At 38.9% G+C, this 14,500-nt stretch carries 16 protein-coding genes and 1 pseudogene; all 17 read left to right on the forward strand.

Annotation, left to right across the window (positions count from 1 at the left end; translation table 11 throughout):
• Positions 1-118 precede the first annotated feature (118 nt).
• The 17 genes and pseudogenes from thiD to IAE53_RS00695 all read left to right on the forward strand — a co-directional run bounded on the left by thiD (position 119) and on the right by IAE53_RS00695 (position 14,500).
• Positions 119-919 carry a bifunctional hydroxymethylpyrimidine kinase/phosphomethylpyrimidine kinase gene (thiD, locus tag IAE53_RS00620; protein ID WP_148423169.1) on the forward strand — a complete coding sequence of 267 codons (801 nt, stop codon included), beginning with the start codon at positions 119-121 and terminating at the stop codon, positions 917-919.
• Positions 906-1,472 carry an ECF transporter S component gene (locus IAE53_RS00625; protein WP_010291398.1) on the forward strand — a complete coding sequence of 189 codons (567 nt, stop codon included), beginning with the start codon at positions 906-908 and terminating at the stop codon, positions 1,470-1,472. The genes thiD and IAE53_RS00625 overlap by 14 nt, the downstream gene beginning before the upstream one ends.
• 324 nt (positions 1,473-1,796) lie before the next feature.
• Positions 1,797-1,959, forward strand: a pseudogene (locus IAE53_RS11590) (helix-turn-helix domain-containing protein); the annotation flags it as partial.
• Positions 1,960-2,518: 559 nt separating this feature from the next.
• Positions 2,519-2,659: a hypothetical protein gene (locus tag IAE53_RS11370; RefSeq protein WP_233610634.1), complete on the forward strand. Its 141-nt coding sequence runs from the start codon at positions 2,519-2,521 to the stop codon at positions 2,657-2,659.
• Positions 2,640-3,440, forward strand: a complete 801-nt coding sequence (sufC, locus tag IAE53_RS00635) for a Fe-S cluster assembly ATPase SufC (RefSeq protein ID WP_148423167.1) — start codon at positions 2,640-2,642, stop codon at positions 3,438-3,440. The genes IAE53_RS11370 and sufC overlap by 20 nt, the downstream gene beginning before the upstream one ends.
• Before the next feature lies 1 nt (position 3,441).
• The gene (gene sufD / locus IAE53_RS00640) at positions 3,442-4,632 is read left to right on the forward strand and encodes a Fe-S cluster assembly protein SufD (RefSeq protein WP_200135778.1); all 1,191 of its coding nucleotides are present in this window, start codon (positions 3,442-3,444) and stop codon (positions 4,630-4,632) included.
• Complete coding sequence (locus IAE53_RS00645) at positions 4,613-5,839, forward strand: aminotransferase class V-fold PLP-dependent enzyme (RefSeq protein WP_283092048.1); 1,227 nt, start codon at positions 4,613-4,615, stop codon at positions 5,837-5,839. Before sufD ends, IAE53_RS00645 begins: the two co-directional genes overlap by 20 nt.
• Positions 5,826-6,260 carry a Fe-S cluster assembly sulfur transfer protein SufU gene (gene sufU, locus IAE53_RS00650; protein ID WP_148423164.1) on the forward strand — a complete coding sequence of 145 codons (435 nt, stop codon included), beginning with the start codon at positions 5,826-5,828 and terminating at the stop codon, positions 6,258-6,260. Before IAE53_RS00645 ends, sufU begins: the two co-directional genes overlap by 14 nt.
• Positions 6,261-6,273: 13 nt before the next feature.
• A complete protein-coding gene (sufB, locus tag IAE53_RS00655; RefSeq protein WP_148423163.1) occupies positions 6,274-7,704 on the forward strand; it encodes a Fe-S cluster assembly protein SufB in 1,431 nt (476 codons plus the stop codon).
• Between the two features lie 3 nt (positions 7,705-7,707).
• Complete coding sequence (locus IAE53_RS00660) at positions 7,708-8,013, forward strand: metal-sulfur cluster assembly factor (RefSeq protein WP_004915505.1); 306 nt, start codon at positions 7,708-7,710, stop codon at positions 8,011-8,013.
• A 302-nt stretch (positions 8,014-8,315) separates the two neighbouring features.
• Positions 8,316-9,488: a 2-isopropylmalate synthase gene (locus IAE53_RS00665; protein WP_148423162.1), complete on the forward strand. Its 1,173-nt coding sequence runs from the start codon at positions 8,316-8,318 to the stop codon at positions 9,486-9,488.
• A 1-nt stretch (position 9,489) separates the two neighbouring features.
• The gene (leuB, locus tag IAE53_RS00670) at positions 9,490-10,563 is read left to right on the forward strand and encodes a 3-isopropylmalate dehydrogenase (RefSeq protein WP_148423161.1); all 1,074 of its coding nucleotides are present in this window, start codon (positions 9,490-9,492) and stop codon (positions 10,561-10,563) included.
• Entirely contained in the window at positions 10,560-11,936 is a 1,377-nt protein-coding gene (gene leuC / locus IAE53_RS00675) for a 3-isopropylmalate dehydratase large subunit (RefSeq protein WP_200135779.1), read from the forward strand. The genes leuB and leuC overlap by 4 nt, the downstream gene beginning before the upstream one ends.
• A gap of 9 nt (positions 11,937-11,945) precedes the next feature.
• On the forward strand, positions 11,946-12,530 hold the full coding sequence (gene leuD / locus IAE53_RS00680; RefSeq protein ID WP_200135780.1) for a 3-isopropylmalate dehydratase small subunit: 585 nt from the start codon (positions 11,946-11,948) through the stop codon (positions 12,528-12,530).
• 63 nt (positions 12,531-12,593) lie between these two features.
• Positions 12,594-13,379, forward strand: a complete 786-nt coding sequence (locus tag IAE53_RS00685; protein ID WP_200135781.1) for an L-threonylcarbamoyladenylate synthase — start codon at positions 12,594-12,596, stop codon at positions 13,377-13,379.
• Between the two features lie 202 nt (positions 13,380-13,581).
• On the forward strand, positions 13,582-13,890 hold the full coding sequence (locus tag IAE53_RS00690) for a PadR family transcriptional regulator (RefSeq protein WP_004915488.1): 309 nt from the start codon (positions 13,582-13,584) through the stop codon (positions 13,888-13,890).
• A 4-nt stretch (positions 13,891-13,894) separates the two neighbouring features.
• On the forward strand, positions 13,895-14,500 hold the full coding sequence (locus IAE53_RS00695) for a DUF1700 domain-containing protein (protein ID WP_200135782.1): 606 nt from the start codon (positions 13,895-13,897) through the stop codon (positions 14,498-14,500).

A 14,500-nucleotide genomic window follows, 5' to 3' on the forward strand; every position in this document is an offset into this window, starting at 1 on the left:
ATATTCATTAAATAAATAGTGAATGTTGAATATTTTTTGAAGTAGTGTATATTAAATGAGATAACACTAAATTAACATTTTTTAAATAACAATATAGTTAATTGAAAACGAGGTAATTATGAAAAAAATATTATCTATTGGTGGTTCAGATACGAGTGGCGGCGGGGGCATAGAGGCAGACATTAAAACGTTTGAAAGATATGATGAATTTAACGTAGTGGCGATAGAAAATATTGTCACTATGAATCCAAACAACTGGCATGTTGCGCAATATCCAATGCCAACTGAAATTTTTTCAGCCCAACTGCAGACGACATTATCTATTTCGCTAGCGGGTATTAAGGTAGGCATGATTTCAGATATCAATAATTTTAATATTTTAATTGATTATCTCGAAACGGCTAATTTTGGTTGGTTGCTGGTGGATCCAGTGATGGCTACAAAGTTGACCATTGATCATGACAAAACGATTGATTTGACAACTTATAAAAAGAAATTATTATCGAAGGCTGACATTGTGACGCCTAATGTTTTGGAAGCAGCATTGTTGACGGATGTCCAATCAATCAATAATGTCTCTGAAATGAAAGAAGCAGCAAAGAAAATTTATGATTACGGCGTCAAAAATGTCGTGATTAAATCCGGGAACCGATTTGCTGACGGTTTAGCGACGGACTTATTGTATGATGGGACAAATTTTGAACTATTCCAGAATGAAATTATCAAAACAGATTATAATCATGGGGCAGGATGTACTTTTTCGGCAGCAATTCTTGCTAATATGGTTAAAAATAATGCAATCAGTGCTTCAGTTAAAGAAGCCAAAGAATTTACATTTCAAGCAGTTGCTAATGCGATTCAATTAAACCAATTTGTAGGTCATGTTTGGCAGGGAGATAATCATTATGAAACAACATAATAGCGCCGTTATTAACATTGTACTGGTGGCATTGTTCACTAGTATTACCTTTGTTGCAACCAGTATACAGGTGCCGATGCCGGCATTAATTGGAAAACCTTTTGTGCATTTGGGAAATTCAGCAGTGCTATTGTCAGTACTACTTTTAGGATTTAAACGTGGTGCGCTTGCTGGCGGTTTTGGGCTAGCATTGTTTGATCTATTTCATGGCTATGTGATGGAAGCCCCTTATTACTTTTTTGAATGTTTCGTCGTTGGCGGCATTGCTACCTATGTATTTTCACTGGTTCACTATAAAAAACATGGTACGAGCGTTAAATTAATTGTGGTTATTTTGGCGGCTGTCGTTACCAAGTTAGTCATGACAACAGGGCATAATTTTGTGATGAGTTTGTTCAAGGGCATGACCATACAACCTGCGATAGTAGCAACAATATCGTCCTTATTTCCAACTGTGATTAACTGTGTGATGACAATGATAGTTGTTTTTGTTGTCTATCGCTGGTTAGCAGAACGATTTGAACAGCTATTTGTCAAAAATAATTTCGTATAAACTTGATTATTGTGCTACATTGATTGGTTAAAAATTTTGAACAGCCCCCTAAATAGTTTCATGATAAAAAAATGTGATACAAATAATTTTTTGATTTGACATTGGTAAATAATGAGCATACAATTAGTACCAATATTATGAATAAGATAACAACACAATTGAACAATACATTTTTTGCCCTCCTTGTCCTCATGTGACTAGTAGGCTATTTTGTGTTAATCGTCTACTATTTTCTTTCAGAAATAGAGTAGACGGTTGGGATATCGGATTAAGCACCTAACTGTTTTGACAGTTAGGTGCTTTTTTGTAGCTTTTGGGAGAAACATGATTAACATAGAAAAATTTATTAAGACGAGAAAACATCTCAGAATATCGCAGGTTACGCTTTGTGCAGGTATTTGTACGCAAGCCACGCTTTCAAAATTTGAAAAACATCAACAGATTCCATCATTTGAGATTATGGTCGCGCTGTGTGAAAGAATAGGATTGACATTAAATGATGTGTTTCCAATAGCAGTTTCTTCACATCAAACACACAATGAAAAGTTACTGACACAGGCTTTAAGAGCACTATTTTACCAAGATGTTACGCAATTTAAAAAGAATATTGAACAAGTAGCGCTGGATAAAATGCTTGATAAAGAGTTGTCAACCTATCAAATCGCCAAATACTTTTATACGGTAATTTTGTTGCAAGATGATAGTCAAGCGAAGAAATTGGTATCGCATATTGATATTGCGTGTTTCAATCAACAATACAAATTATTGTTTTATGCGATAACCAGTCATTATTATTATCATTGTGGTCAATTTACCAAGGCGCAACAAGCGTTTGAAGACGTGTGGCGTCATCAAAAATCAAATGCTGTCAATGACCATACCGGTTGTCAAGAAGCAATTGTCTATCTACTAGCAGAATATCAGATGTTGATGAAAAACTATCAAGTGGCAATGATGTAGCCACTTATGGGATTGACTTAGCACACGCAGATGATAGCACCTATTTTTTGGAAAACTTCTTCTGGCAATTGGTGCAAGCAAGCGGCATGTGGCATAGTCAAAAATTTATTGTCAATGAAATGATTGAAAATGCGCGTGTAATTGCTAAAATACATAATAACGAAGCTATCCTAAAAAAGCTCAGTCAACGCAAAGGGGGAAATAAAAATGACAACACTCAAGGTTGAAAACTTACATGTCTCAGTGGCAGGAAAAGAAATTTTGAAAGGGGTTAATTTGGTTGTTAATACTGGTGAAATTCATGCCATTATGGGACCAAACGGTACTGGTAAATCGACACTATCGCAAACCATTATGGGACATCCAGCTTATGAGGTGACTCAAGGTCATATTACCATTGACGATCAAGATTTAGCTGACATGTCAGTTGACCAACGCGCACGCGCCGGTTTATTTTTGGCCATGCAATACCCATCAGAAATTCAAGGCGTGACCAACGCTGAGTTCATGCGGGCAGCCATTAACGCGCGTCGTCCAGAAGATGATCAAATTGGTGTTATGTCATTCATTGAAAAACTGGATGAAAAACGTGAATTTTTATCTATGACTGAAGAAATGGCGGAACGTTATCTCAATGAAGGCTTCTCAGGCGGGGAGAAAAAGCGCAATGAAATTTTGCAAATGATGATGATTGAACCAAAAATTGCGATTTTGGATGAAATTGACTCAGGATTAGATATTGATGCTTTGAAAGTTGTTTCCCGAGGCGTCAATGACATGCGATCTAGCGATTTTGGTGCGTTAATGATTACCCACTATCAGCGACTTTTAGATTATATTGTGCCAGACTTTGTTCATGTGATGATGGGCGGAAAAATTGTCAAAACAGGTGGCGCCGAATTAGCCAAAAAGCTGGAAACTGAAGGCTATGCTGGCCTTCGAGATGAATTGGGTTTGAGTGTTCAGTTAACTGACGAAGATGTGAACTCATATTTTGTGGAGAAGTAATATGGCTGATACTCATACAATACAATCTTTACCGATGCCTACATTTGCCAAAGTACGGTATAACGCGTGGCAACTAGATGATATGATACCAGCCACTGAAACAGCCACGACACCATTGTTTATGGAAAATAAGGGCAATGGTATCGAAGTGAGTGGATTATCGACAACCTACCAACATTTGACCGAGGCGATGACAGCTCAAGGTGTGATTTTGATGAGCATGGTTCAAGCAAAAACCGACTGTCCGGCACTGTTCGAAAAAATGGTTGGCACCGTCATTACTAAGACAACCGATCGTTTATCTGCACAAAATTTTGCGCAATTTAATACAGGAATTTTTGTATATATCCCAGAAGACGTCCAATTTGATGACGTTTTGCATTTAACATTAAATCATTTGGCTGCCTCTGGCAAAGATTTGGTTGCGCGTATTTTTGTTTATATTGGTACAAATGCTAAGGTAGATATTTTGCAAGAAATACACACGATAGGCGATCAAAAAACCAAAGCTTCAGTTGTTGTTGAAGTCATCGCTGATGTTGGTGCCCAAGTAACTTATGCTAATATTGACGCCTTTAACGACCAAACAACAGCTTATATTAATCGTGAAGCTGAAGTGAGAGACCATGCAACAGTTGACTGGCAAAATGCTGAATTTAGTGATGGCAATGCGATAATCCGCTTAGCTAGCCAATTGAATGGTGAGGGGGCTACCTCACATGCCAATGTCATTGGGCTGACAACTAAAAAGCAAACACAAGGATTTGTGACCACTATCTTGAATCGTGGGCGGCATACATTAGGGCATATTTTCCAGCGAGGTGTTATTTTAAACCGCTCAACTCTAGTATTTAACGGTATTGGCAAAATTATTAAAGGTGCACAGGGCTCAGATGCACAACAAGAGTCACGTGTTTTGATGTTATCACGTCGAGCACGCGGTGATGCTAATCCGCTATTATTAATTGATGAAAATGATGTGACTGCTGGTCACGCCGCTTCTGTTGGTCGTGTTGATGAGAATCAAATGTACTACTTAATGAGTCGCGGCATTAGTGAACAAGTTGCTCGAAAACTGGTTATTCGCGGATTTATGGGTGAAGTATTAGCAAAAATGCCAACAAAGGAAGCGCAACAGCAGGTAGTGACGGAAATTGACAGAAAGTTAAAACATGAAGATGAATCAAACTGATTTTCCAATACTTAACCAAAAAATTAATGGCGAACCTCTGATATATTTCGACAGCGCTGCAACTTCGCAGAAACCTCAATTTGTCATCGATGCCATCACTGATTACTATCAAAACGACAATGCTAATGTGCATCGTGGTATTTATGAATTATCACGACGTGCTACCAATTTATATGAAAAAGCGCGAGACAAGGTCCAAAAATTGATACATGCCAAAAGGCGAGAAGAAGTGTTGTTCACACGTGGCACAACTGAATCGTTGAATTGGCTGGCAAGTACTTATGGTGTAGAAAATGTTAAACAAGGAGATGAAATTCTCTTATCGTACATGGAACATCATTCTAATATTGTCCCGTGGCAACAGTTGGCCAAGCGGGTTGGTGCTAGCTTGAAATATATTGATCTTAAAGAAGACGGTACCTTAGACTTGGCGGATGCCGAAGCAAAACTGTCTGATAAAACCAAAATCGTATCAGTTACTCATGCTTCGAACGTGTTGGGTGTGGTCAATCCAATTAAAAAATTAGCTCAGATGGCACATGAACACGGTGCCATCATGATTGCTGACGGGGCACAATCAGTGCCTCACATGGCAATAGACGTGCAAGAAATGGGTGTTGATTTTTTTACTTTTTCAGGTCATAAAATGCTGGGACCAACCGGTATTGGTGTGCTCTACGGCAGGTATGATGTGTTAAATCAAATGCGACCAGCACAATTTGGTGGCGAAATGATTGAATTTGTCGATTTACATGAAGCAACGTTTCAACCATTGCCTTGGCGCTTTGAAGCGGGGACACCAAATATTGCTGGTGCTATTGGTCTGGGAGCTGCTGTGGACTATCTAACAAACATCGGGATGTTTGAGGTAGCGAAATACGAACAATCACTTGTTGATTATGCTTTGCCAAAGCTTAAAAGTATTGATGGTCTGACTGTCTATGGTCCGCAAGAAAGTGAACAGCACACTGGTGTAATCGCATTTAATATAGCGGGTATTCATGCGCATGATTTAGCGACTGCATTGGATCAAGAAGGTATTGCGGTACGAGCAGGACACCATTGTGCACAGCCACTGATGCATTATTTAGATGTTGCTGCGACTGTTCGTGTTAGTTTTTACATCTATAATACACGTCAAGAAATTGATCGCTTTGTTGCCACCTTAGGAAAAATTAAGGAGTACTTTAACCGTGAGTTTGCATAATTTAGATTATTTGTACCGTCAAACGATTATGGCATACGCGAAACATCCGCATCATTATCAGCCTATGTTGGGAACCGAAAATTATCATATTCGAAAGTATAATCCGACCTGTGGTGATGTCATTGATTTGGCTTTTAATATAGATCATGATATTGTGACTGATATTCATTTTTATGGAGATGGTTGTGCCATATCAAAGTCTTCTGCTTCGATGATGACGGATTTAGTTATCGGGAAAAATACCAGCCAGATTGCTCAGCTAGTAGATCAATTTTCAGAAATGGTTCGTGGCGAAGCGGGAAATTATAAATCTCTTGAAGAAGCGCAAATTCTTTCAGGTGTGACTAAATTCCCAACGCGAATCAAGTGTGCAACTTTAGCATGGCATGCTTTGGCGGAATTATTAGTAATAGAAAAATAAGAGGGGTGCAAGCATGGAAATAGACAGACAAGCAGCTATTGATCAAACAAAGACAGTTATTTCAAATGATAAGGCGACTGAATTAGGTTTTCAAGACGATTATCAAGCAGTTTTTTCAACGGGTAAAGGACTAAATGAAAATATTATCCGTCAAATCTCAGCTAAAAAAAATGAGCCGCAGTGGATGCTAGATTACCGATTGCAGGCATATCAAACATATCTCAAAATGCCAATGCAGCAATGGGGACCGGACCTAAGCGAAATCAATTTTGATGATATTTATTACTATAACAAGCCAACCAATGACAAATATCGTGACTGGGATGACGTGCCAGCGGAATTGAAAGCCACCTTTGAACGCTTGGGTGTTCCAGAAGCTGAACGGAAGTGGCTAGCCGGCTCTTCTGCACAATATGAGTCCGAAGTTGTTTACCATCGCATGAAAGAAGAATTTGCTAAGACAGGGATTATTTTTACCGACACAGATACTGCGGTCCAAGAATATCCCGAGCTTATTCAAGAATACTTTGGGTCACTTGTCAAACCAACCAACAATAAATTAGCGGCCTTAAATTCGGCAGTTTGGTCTGGTGGAACGTTTATTTATGTGCCTAAAGGGGTTCATGTTACGACACCGATTCAGTCTTATTTTCGAATTAATACTGAAAATGAGGGTCAGTTTGAACGGACATTGATTGTTGTTGACGAAGGGGCACATGTTGATTATGTTGAAGGGTGTTCAGCACCAATGTATTCAGGGGATGCGCTGCATGCTGCTGTGGTAGAAGTGATTGTTAAAAAAGATGGCTATTGCCGCTACACGACGATTCAAAACTGGTCAAATAATGTCTATTCATTGGAAACAAAACGTGCAGCAGCACATGAAAATGCCACAATGGAATGGGTTGATGGTAATTTTGGTTCAAAAACGACGATGAAATATCCGTCAGTGTATTTGGAGGGCGAGGGTGCAAAAGGCACCATGTTATCAATTGCCGTTGCTGGCGAAGGCGTCAATTTAGATTCTGGCGCGCAAATGATTCATAATGCCAAAAATACGTCGTCGTCTATCATTTCAAAATCAATTGCACATGATGGTGGTGCCACAGATTATCGCGGTACAGTGAAATTTGGTCGCGAGTCTGATGGGTCATTTGCTCACGTCGAGTGTGACACAATTTTAGTTGATGATAAATCGTCAGCCGATACGATTCCATATAATACAATTTTGAATGGCAATGTGTCGATGGAACATGAGGCAAAAGTTTCACGTGTTTCCGAAGAGCAATTGTATTATCTCATGACACGTGGTATTTCTGCTGAAAAAGCCACAGAGATGATTATTATGGGCTTTATTGAGCCATTCACAAAAGAGCTGCCAATGGAATATGCGGTTGAGTTAAATCGATTAATGAAATTTGAAATGGTGGGATCGGTAGGATAAGCTATGAATCAAAAAATTGAGGCAAGTATTATGGATGCTTTGACAACGGTCATTGACCCAGAACTGCGAGTTGATATCGTTAATTTGGGACTAATTAACGGTGTTGCTATCAGCGCAAGCGGTGACGTCACTGTTAATATGACATTGACAACAATGGGGTGCCCGCTGATTGGTGTGTTGGAAGAAATGATTGATGACGCATTAAAAATTTTGCCTGAAGTTAAGACCACTAAAGTTGAACTCACTTGGCAACCGGCTTGGGAAATCAATAGAATGTCACGATACGCTAAAATGGCGTTAGGATTATAGCGTGGCAAAATTATATAAATTTGGAATAAAACACACCTGAAAATTGACGATAAATGACATACCCGCTATGATTGGATTATTAAATTAAAAGGAAGTGTTTCACATGAGAAATCAGGCCACAGTACAAATTAATAAAACAAACGCAGCCCTTCTCCTCAACTTGCTTAGACTACCCTAACAAGTTGAGCTTTTGAGCTAGTTGTTAGGTATTTATCTAATGGCTAGTGAATATAAGGATGTGAGTGCATAATCCCGGACTAGTCATATTGACTAATCCGGGATTTTAATTTAAGGAGAAAATTATGGCAAGCAAAGTAACTTTTTATGACACAACAATGCGTGATGGTGAACAAACAATTGGGGTTAACTTTTCAATTGACGAAAAGATTGAAATAGCAAAAGGACTGGATAATTATGGCGTTGCCGCCATTGAAGCGGGATTTCCTGCGGCTTCTCAGAAAGATTTTGAGGAAGTTAAAAAAATTGCAGAAGTTGTGGATAATGCAAAAGTTGTCGGTTTGGCACGAATGGTCAGAAATGACATTAATGCGGTTATTGAGGCAACTAAGGATGCAAAGCATCCAATGATTCACGTGTTTATTGCAACTTCACCAATTCATCGTGAGTTCAAGTTACACATGACCAAAGAGGAGATTTTGGAAAAAATCAAGGCGGACGTTACTTTCACTAAGCAGTATATGCAAGATATTGTATTCTCACCTGAAGATGCGACACGAACTGAACCTGATTTTTTGGTAGCAAGCGTGCAGACAGCTATTGACGCTGGAGCGACGATGATTAACATACCTGATACTGTTGGTTATGATACACCAGAGGAATATGGCGAAGTTTTTGAAAACTTACGTCAAAATATTATTGGTTTTGACACAGTTGGTTGGTCAACTCATACGCATAATGATTTGGGTATGGCAACAGCTAATGCTTTGGCAGGCATTGCGCATGGAGCGACGGAAATTCAGGGCACAATTAATGGTATTGGTGAACGCGCTGGAAATGTTGACATGATTGAAGCCGCCGCAGCGATTCAAGTGCGTCATGAAAAGTTTAATGTTGAAACAGATATTGTCTTAGCTCAGTCCAAAGTCATTTCTGACGTTGTCGCACGCGCAACCCGCATGCCAGTTGCGGGTAATAAACCAATTATGGGACGCAATGCCTTTGCTCATGAATCTGGTATTCATCAAGATGGCTACTTAAAAAATCCAGAAACGTATGAAATTTTGAAGCCAGAAATGGTTGGTGCTACGGCATCCTTACCTTTAGGTAAATTGTCGGGGTCGCATGCGGTAATGTCAAAACTAAATAGCTTAGGCTATGAAGTGACGCGTGATGATATGAAAGCAATCTTCCCAATCTTTAAATCAGTTGCCGAAGAGTCCGATTTGATTACAGATGATCAATTAAAGGTTATTATGCAAGTTGTTGAAGAAAAAGAAATGGTGAGTTATCAATAATATGACATCCGTTAAAAAAATAGTAGTTTTAAAAGGCGATTATATTGGTCCAGAAATCATGTCAGCAGGTTTGGCAATATTAGACGCAGCGACAAGGGGCACAACATTTGCTTATGAACTGATAGATGCACCATTTGGCGGTGATGGTATTGATCGCGCCGGTGACCCTTTACCACAGGCAACGATTGATGTTTCAAAACAAGCTGATGCGGTGTTGCTTAGTGCAATTGGTGGGCCAAAATGGGATAACGCGCCACGACGTCCAGAACAAGGTCTATTAGAAATTAGATCAAAACTTAACTTATTTGCTAATATTCGGCCAACAAAAGTCACTCAAGCGCAAATTGACCGTTCACCATTGAAGCCAGAGTATGTTGAAAATACGGACTTTGTTATCGTTCGTGAACTGACCTCTGGTGCTTACTTTGGAAAGCCACGCAAGCTGGAAGCGTATCAAGCCATTGATACGATGTATTACAGCGAAGAAGAAGTGACTCGGATTATGCACCAAGGTTTTAAAATGGCGCAAAAGCGGCGCAAGCATGTCACGATTGTCGATAAATCTAATGTGTTGGCTACATCAAAGTTTTGGCGAAAGATTGCGAATGAAGTTGGCAAAAGTTATCCGGATGTGATAATCGACTATTACTATGTTGACGCGATGACAATGGCTATTATGTCAAAACCAGCAACATTTGATGTTGTGATTATACCTAATTTGTTTGGGGACATTTTAAGTGATGAAGCAGCACAAATTACAGGTTCCATTGGACAAATAGCTTCTATGTCAGTTGGTGAAAGCGGTCCTAATTTGTATGAACCAATTCACGGTTCAGCACCTGATATTGCTGGTCAAGGCATAGCCAACCCCATTTCTATGGTGAATACGGTAGCTATGATGTTGACGGAAAGCTTTGATGAAAAAAAGATTGCAGACAAAATTACTGCAGCAGTAGATTACATTATTGAAAATCACTATGTGACGCCAGACATGGGTGGCACAATGACGACCGATGAAGTCACACAAAAAATGATTGATTACATCAAAAAATATGAATCGGCGGATATAAAATGAGCAAAACACTATTTGATAAAATTTGGGAAAAACACGTCATTACTGGGGAAGTTGGTGAGGCTCAACTGATTTATGTGAATTTGCATTTGGTACATGAGGTGACCTCGCCTCAACCTTTTGATGGATTGAGAAGTACAAATCGCCGGGTGAGACGACCAGATCTAACTTTTGCAACCATGGATCATAATGTACCAACGAAAGATATATTTAATGTGCAAGATCAAATGTCTCGATTACAGATGGATACATTGGTCAAAAACACGAAGGAATTTAACATCCCCTTAGCATCAATTGGTGATGACAAGCAAGGCATTGTGCATATTGTGGGACCCGAACGCGGTCTAACACAGCCTGCAAAAGTAATCGTATGTGGTGATTCCCATACAGCAACTCACGGTGCGTTTGGCGCAATCGCCTTTGGTATTGGTACTTCCGAAGTTGAGCACGTGCTAGCGACTCAAACGATTTGGCAGGTGAAACCAAAAACCATGGGGATTAAGGTTACTGGGAAGCTGCCTAAAAATACGTACGCCAAAGATATTATCATGGGTATCATTGCTAAATATGGGGTGTCAATTGGTGTCGGCTATGCGATTGAATTTTACGGAGAAACTGTTGAAAATCTTTCAATGGAAGCACGTATGACGATGTGTAACATGTCAATTGAAGCTGGTTCAAGAACTGGTATGGTACAGCCAGATCAAACGACATTTGACTATATTGAAGGCCGTGAACAAGCACCAAAAGATTTTGAATCTGCTAAAAACTATTGGTCACAATTTTATACAGATGATGAAAGTGATTTTGATAAGATACTGACTTTTGATGTATCAAATTTGAAACCGATGGTGACATGGGGAACAAATCCAGGCATGGCAACAGCTGTTGATCAGTATTTGCCAGAAATTAAAGATGAAAATGATGCTAATGCCTATGAATATATTGGTTTACACCCCAATATGAAGCCAGTTGATATTAATTTGGATTACATTTTCATTGGCTCATGCACGAACAGCCGTTACGAAGATCTTGAAATTGCTGCAAATATGATGAAAGGGCATCATTTAGCGCCCAACGTCACTGCGTGGATCGTGCCAGGTAGTCGTGCCATTAGAAACCGTGCAATTAAAACAGGCATTGCTAAAATATTTAAAGATGCTGGTTGTGAATGGCGTGAGCCAGGATGTTCGGCATGTTTGGCAATGAATCCTGACAAAATACCGGCTGGCAAACATGTTGCGTCAACATCAAATAGAAACTTTATTGGACGCCAAGGTGCAGGATCAAGAACGCATTTGGCTTCTCCAGCTATGGTTGCTGCGGCAGGAATCGCTGGTCACTTTGTTGATATTACGACAGATGAATTTGTATAGGGGGATAACATGGAAGCATTTGTAAGCGAGACAGGCAGAGCGGTTGTGATTCCAAATGACAACATTAATACTGATATTATCTTGCCTAAACAATTTTTGAAAAACATTTTGAAAACTGGATTTGGAAAAGATTTATTTTATGATTGGCGTTACAATACCGACGGCTCATCAAATGAGGCATTTGAGCTAAACAAACCAGAACATAAGGGTGCTTCAATTTTGATTACAGGCAATGATTTTGGATCAGGCTCATCACGAGAACATGCGGTATGGGCGTTAACGGATTATGGATTTAGAGCAGTAATTGGCGGCGGATTTTCAGACATTTTTTACATGAATTCAACCAAGAATGGCTTGCTACCAATTGTTTTGCCTGAAGAAAATCGGAAAATATTGCGAGGCATTCAAGCAGATGAAAATATTCAAATTGATTTACCCGAACAAACTGTGACTTATAAAAATAATATTTTCCACTTTGACATCAACTCACAATGGAAAGAAAAGTTTATCAATGGTGAAGACGATATTGATAACACGATGAAATATGAAAAATTGATTTCAGCGTTTGAAAAGCAACGACCAAATTTCGGATAAACGAGCAAATCATTTATAAATCAGAAACAAAAAGCAATATATTAAAAAGGATGGTATTTTATCATGACAGAAGCAACAACAAAGATTCATTGGAACGGTGGTATCCAAGGCGAAGCAATCAACATCTTGAAAGAAGATGGGGGAATGATTGTTAGCCCAACAAAAGTGGGTTACATTATCATGACTTCAGACGATAAAGGATTAGAAAGAAAGTTTGCTGCCAAAAATCGTAAGCGTAACAAGCCTGGTGTCGTATTATGCGGTTCAGTAGAACAAGTGAAAGAACTAGCACAAATGGCACCAGAAATTGAACAAATGTATCAACAACATTGGGATGAGGACATTTTGTTGGGTTGCATCTTGCCATGGCAAAAAGAAGCAAAGAGCAAGATACCAAATGACGGGACAAAAGATTTGATGATGGATCAACGTGAAACGAGTTGTTTTGTTATCAAGTTTGGCACACCAAGTGAAAATATTGCCAAAGAAATGTGGGAAAAGTATGGCAAGTTCTCATTTGCAAGTTCAGCTAATCCTTCTGGTAAGGGAAACCGTGGTTTGGTAGCTGGTATTGGTGATCAAATTGAAAATGCTGCTGACCTAATTATTGAGGCCGATGATTATGTGGCATCAATTCAACCTGATAAGACGCTGGATACACGTTATGAACAAGGTGTGATGGTATCAATGGTTGACGAAGCAGGTAAGCTTATCCCAGAACAAAATGGCGCTGTTGGTGTTCAACCAGCAGCAATCGTTATTCGTAAAGGATTAGATGTCGACAAAATCATGAAAATTATGAGTGATATTTTCTCGTCATGGGATTATCGTCACGGATTTTATTATTAAAAAATTGCATAAAACAGTTAAAAGCCAAATTACCACTATGACTTCTTTCTTATTGATTGCGGGTTATTAAACGATGATTAGGCAACAAAAATATCTCAACGATGACATTTGTTGAGATATTTTTTGTTGACATAACAATTAAAAATACATATAATATTTTTGAACATATATTATATGTCGTATAGTATTGGAGAAAATAAGTATGGCAATTCAAATGAGTTCAGAATTATTAGATGGTTGCGTGTTAGCAATATTAGATAAAGAAGATTATTACGGTTATGCGTTAACACAGAGAGTACAAGGCACCATTTCTGTTTCAGAATCAACGCTATATCCGGTGTTGCGACGATTAAAAAATAATCAATATGTGACTACTTATGATCAACCTTATCAAGGTAGAAATCGACGCTACTATCAAATTACAGCGCAGGGTCGTGACAAACTGGTTAGTATTCGACAAGATTGGTTAATATTTCAAGCCAATGTCAACACATTATTGAAGGAGAAATAAGCAGATGGAGAATTATTTGACTGAATTAGACCAGCTACTAAACCGGTTGCAGCATTCAGATAAAGAGGAAGCGTTGAATTTCTATCGTGAGTATTTGATGGATGCAGATTTAATCACATATGAAGCATGTGTAGGTGAATTAGGTACACCAAAACAACTCTCACGAAAAATTTTAGCTGATTATTCAATTAAGGCTGATGAAAAATCAGCAGATGATACCAATAATAAAAATTCACGGTCAAATATTAAGCTAATTTGGTGGATTGCCTTGGCACTGTTGGCGTCACCGTTAGCGTTACCTGTGTTTATTATTTTGGTCACGCTAGTTGCAGTTTGTTTTGCGCTTGTCGCGGCTTTGATTGCGATTATAATTGTGCTTGGTTTGACAGGTATGTTGGCAGTTATTAGTGGCGTTGGTGTATTGCTGCAGTCAACTTGGACGGGCCTCTATTATATTGGCTGTGGGTTGACGATATTGGGAATTATGGTGGCAGGAATACCAGCTAGTGTTGCACTTTTGAGGTGGCTAATTAATAAAACGGCGAAGCTTAGCAAGTTAATTTATCGTCGTTTCATTGATAAAAATCACGTACATCAGGAGGATATGTAA

Origin of the sequence: Leuconostoc sp. S50 (assembly GCF_016624925.1) — a bacterium.
GTDB classification, from domain to species: domain Bacteria; phylum Bacillota; class Bacilli; order Lactobacillales; family Lactobacillaceae; genus Leuconostoc; species Leuconostoc pseudomesenteroides.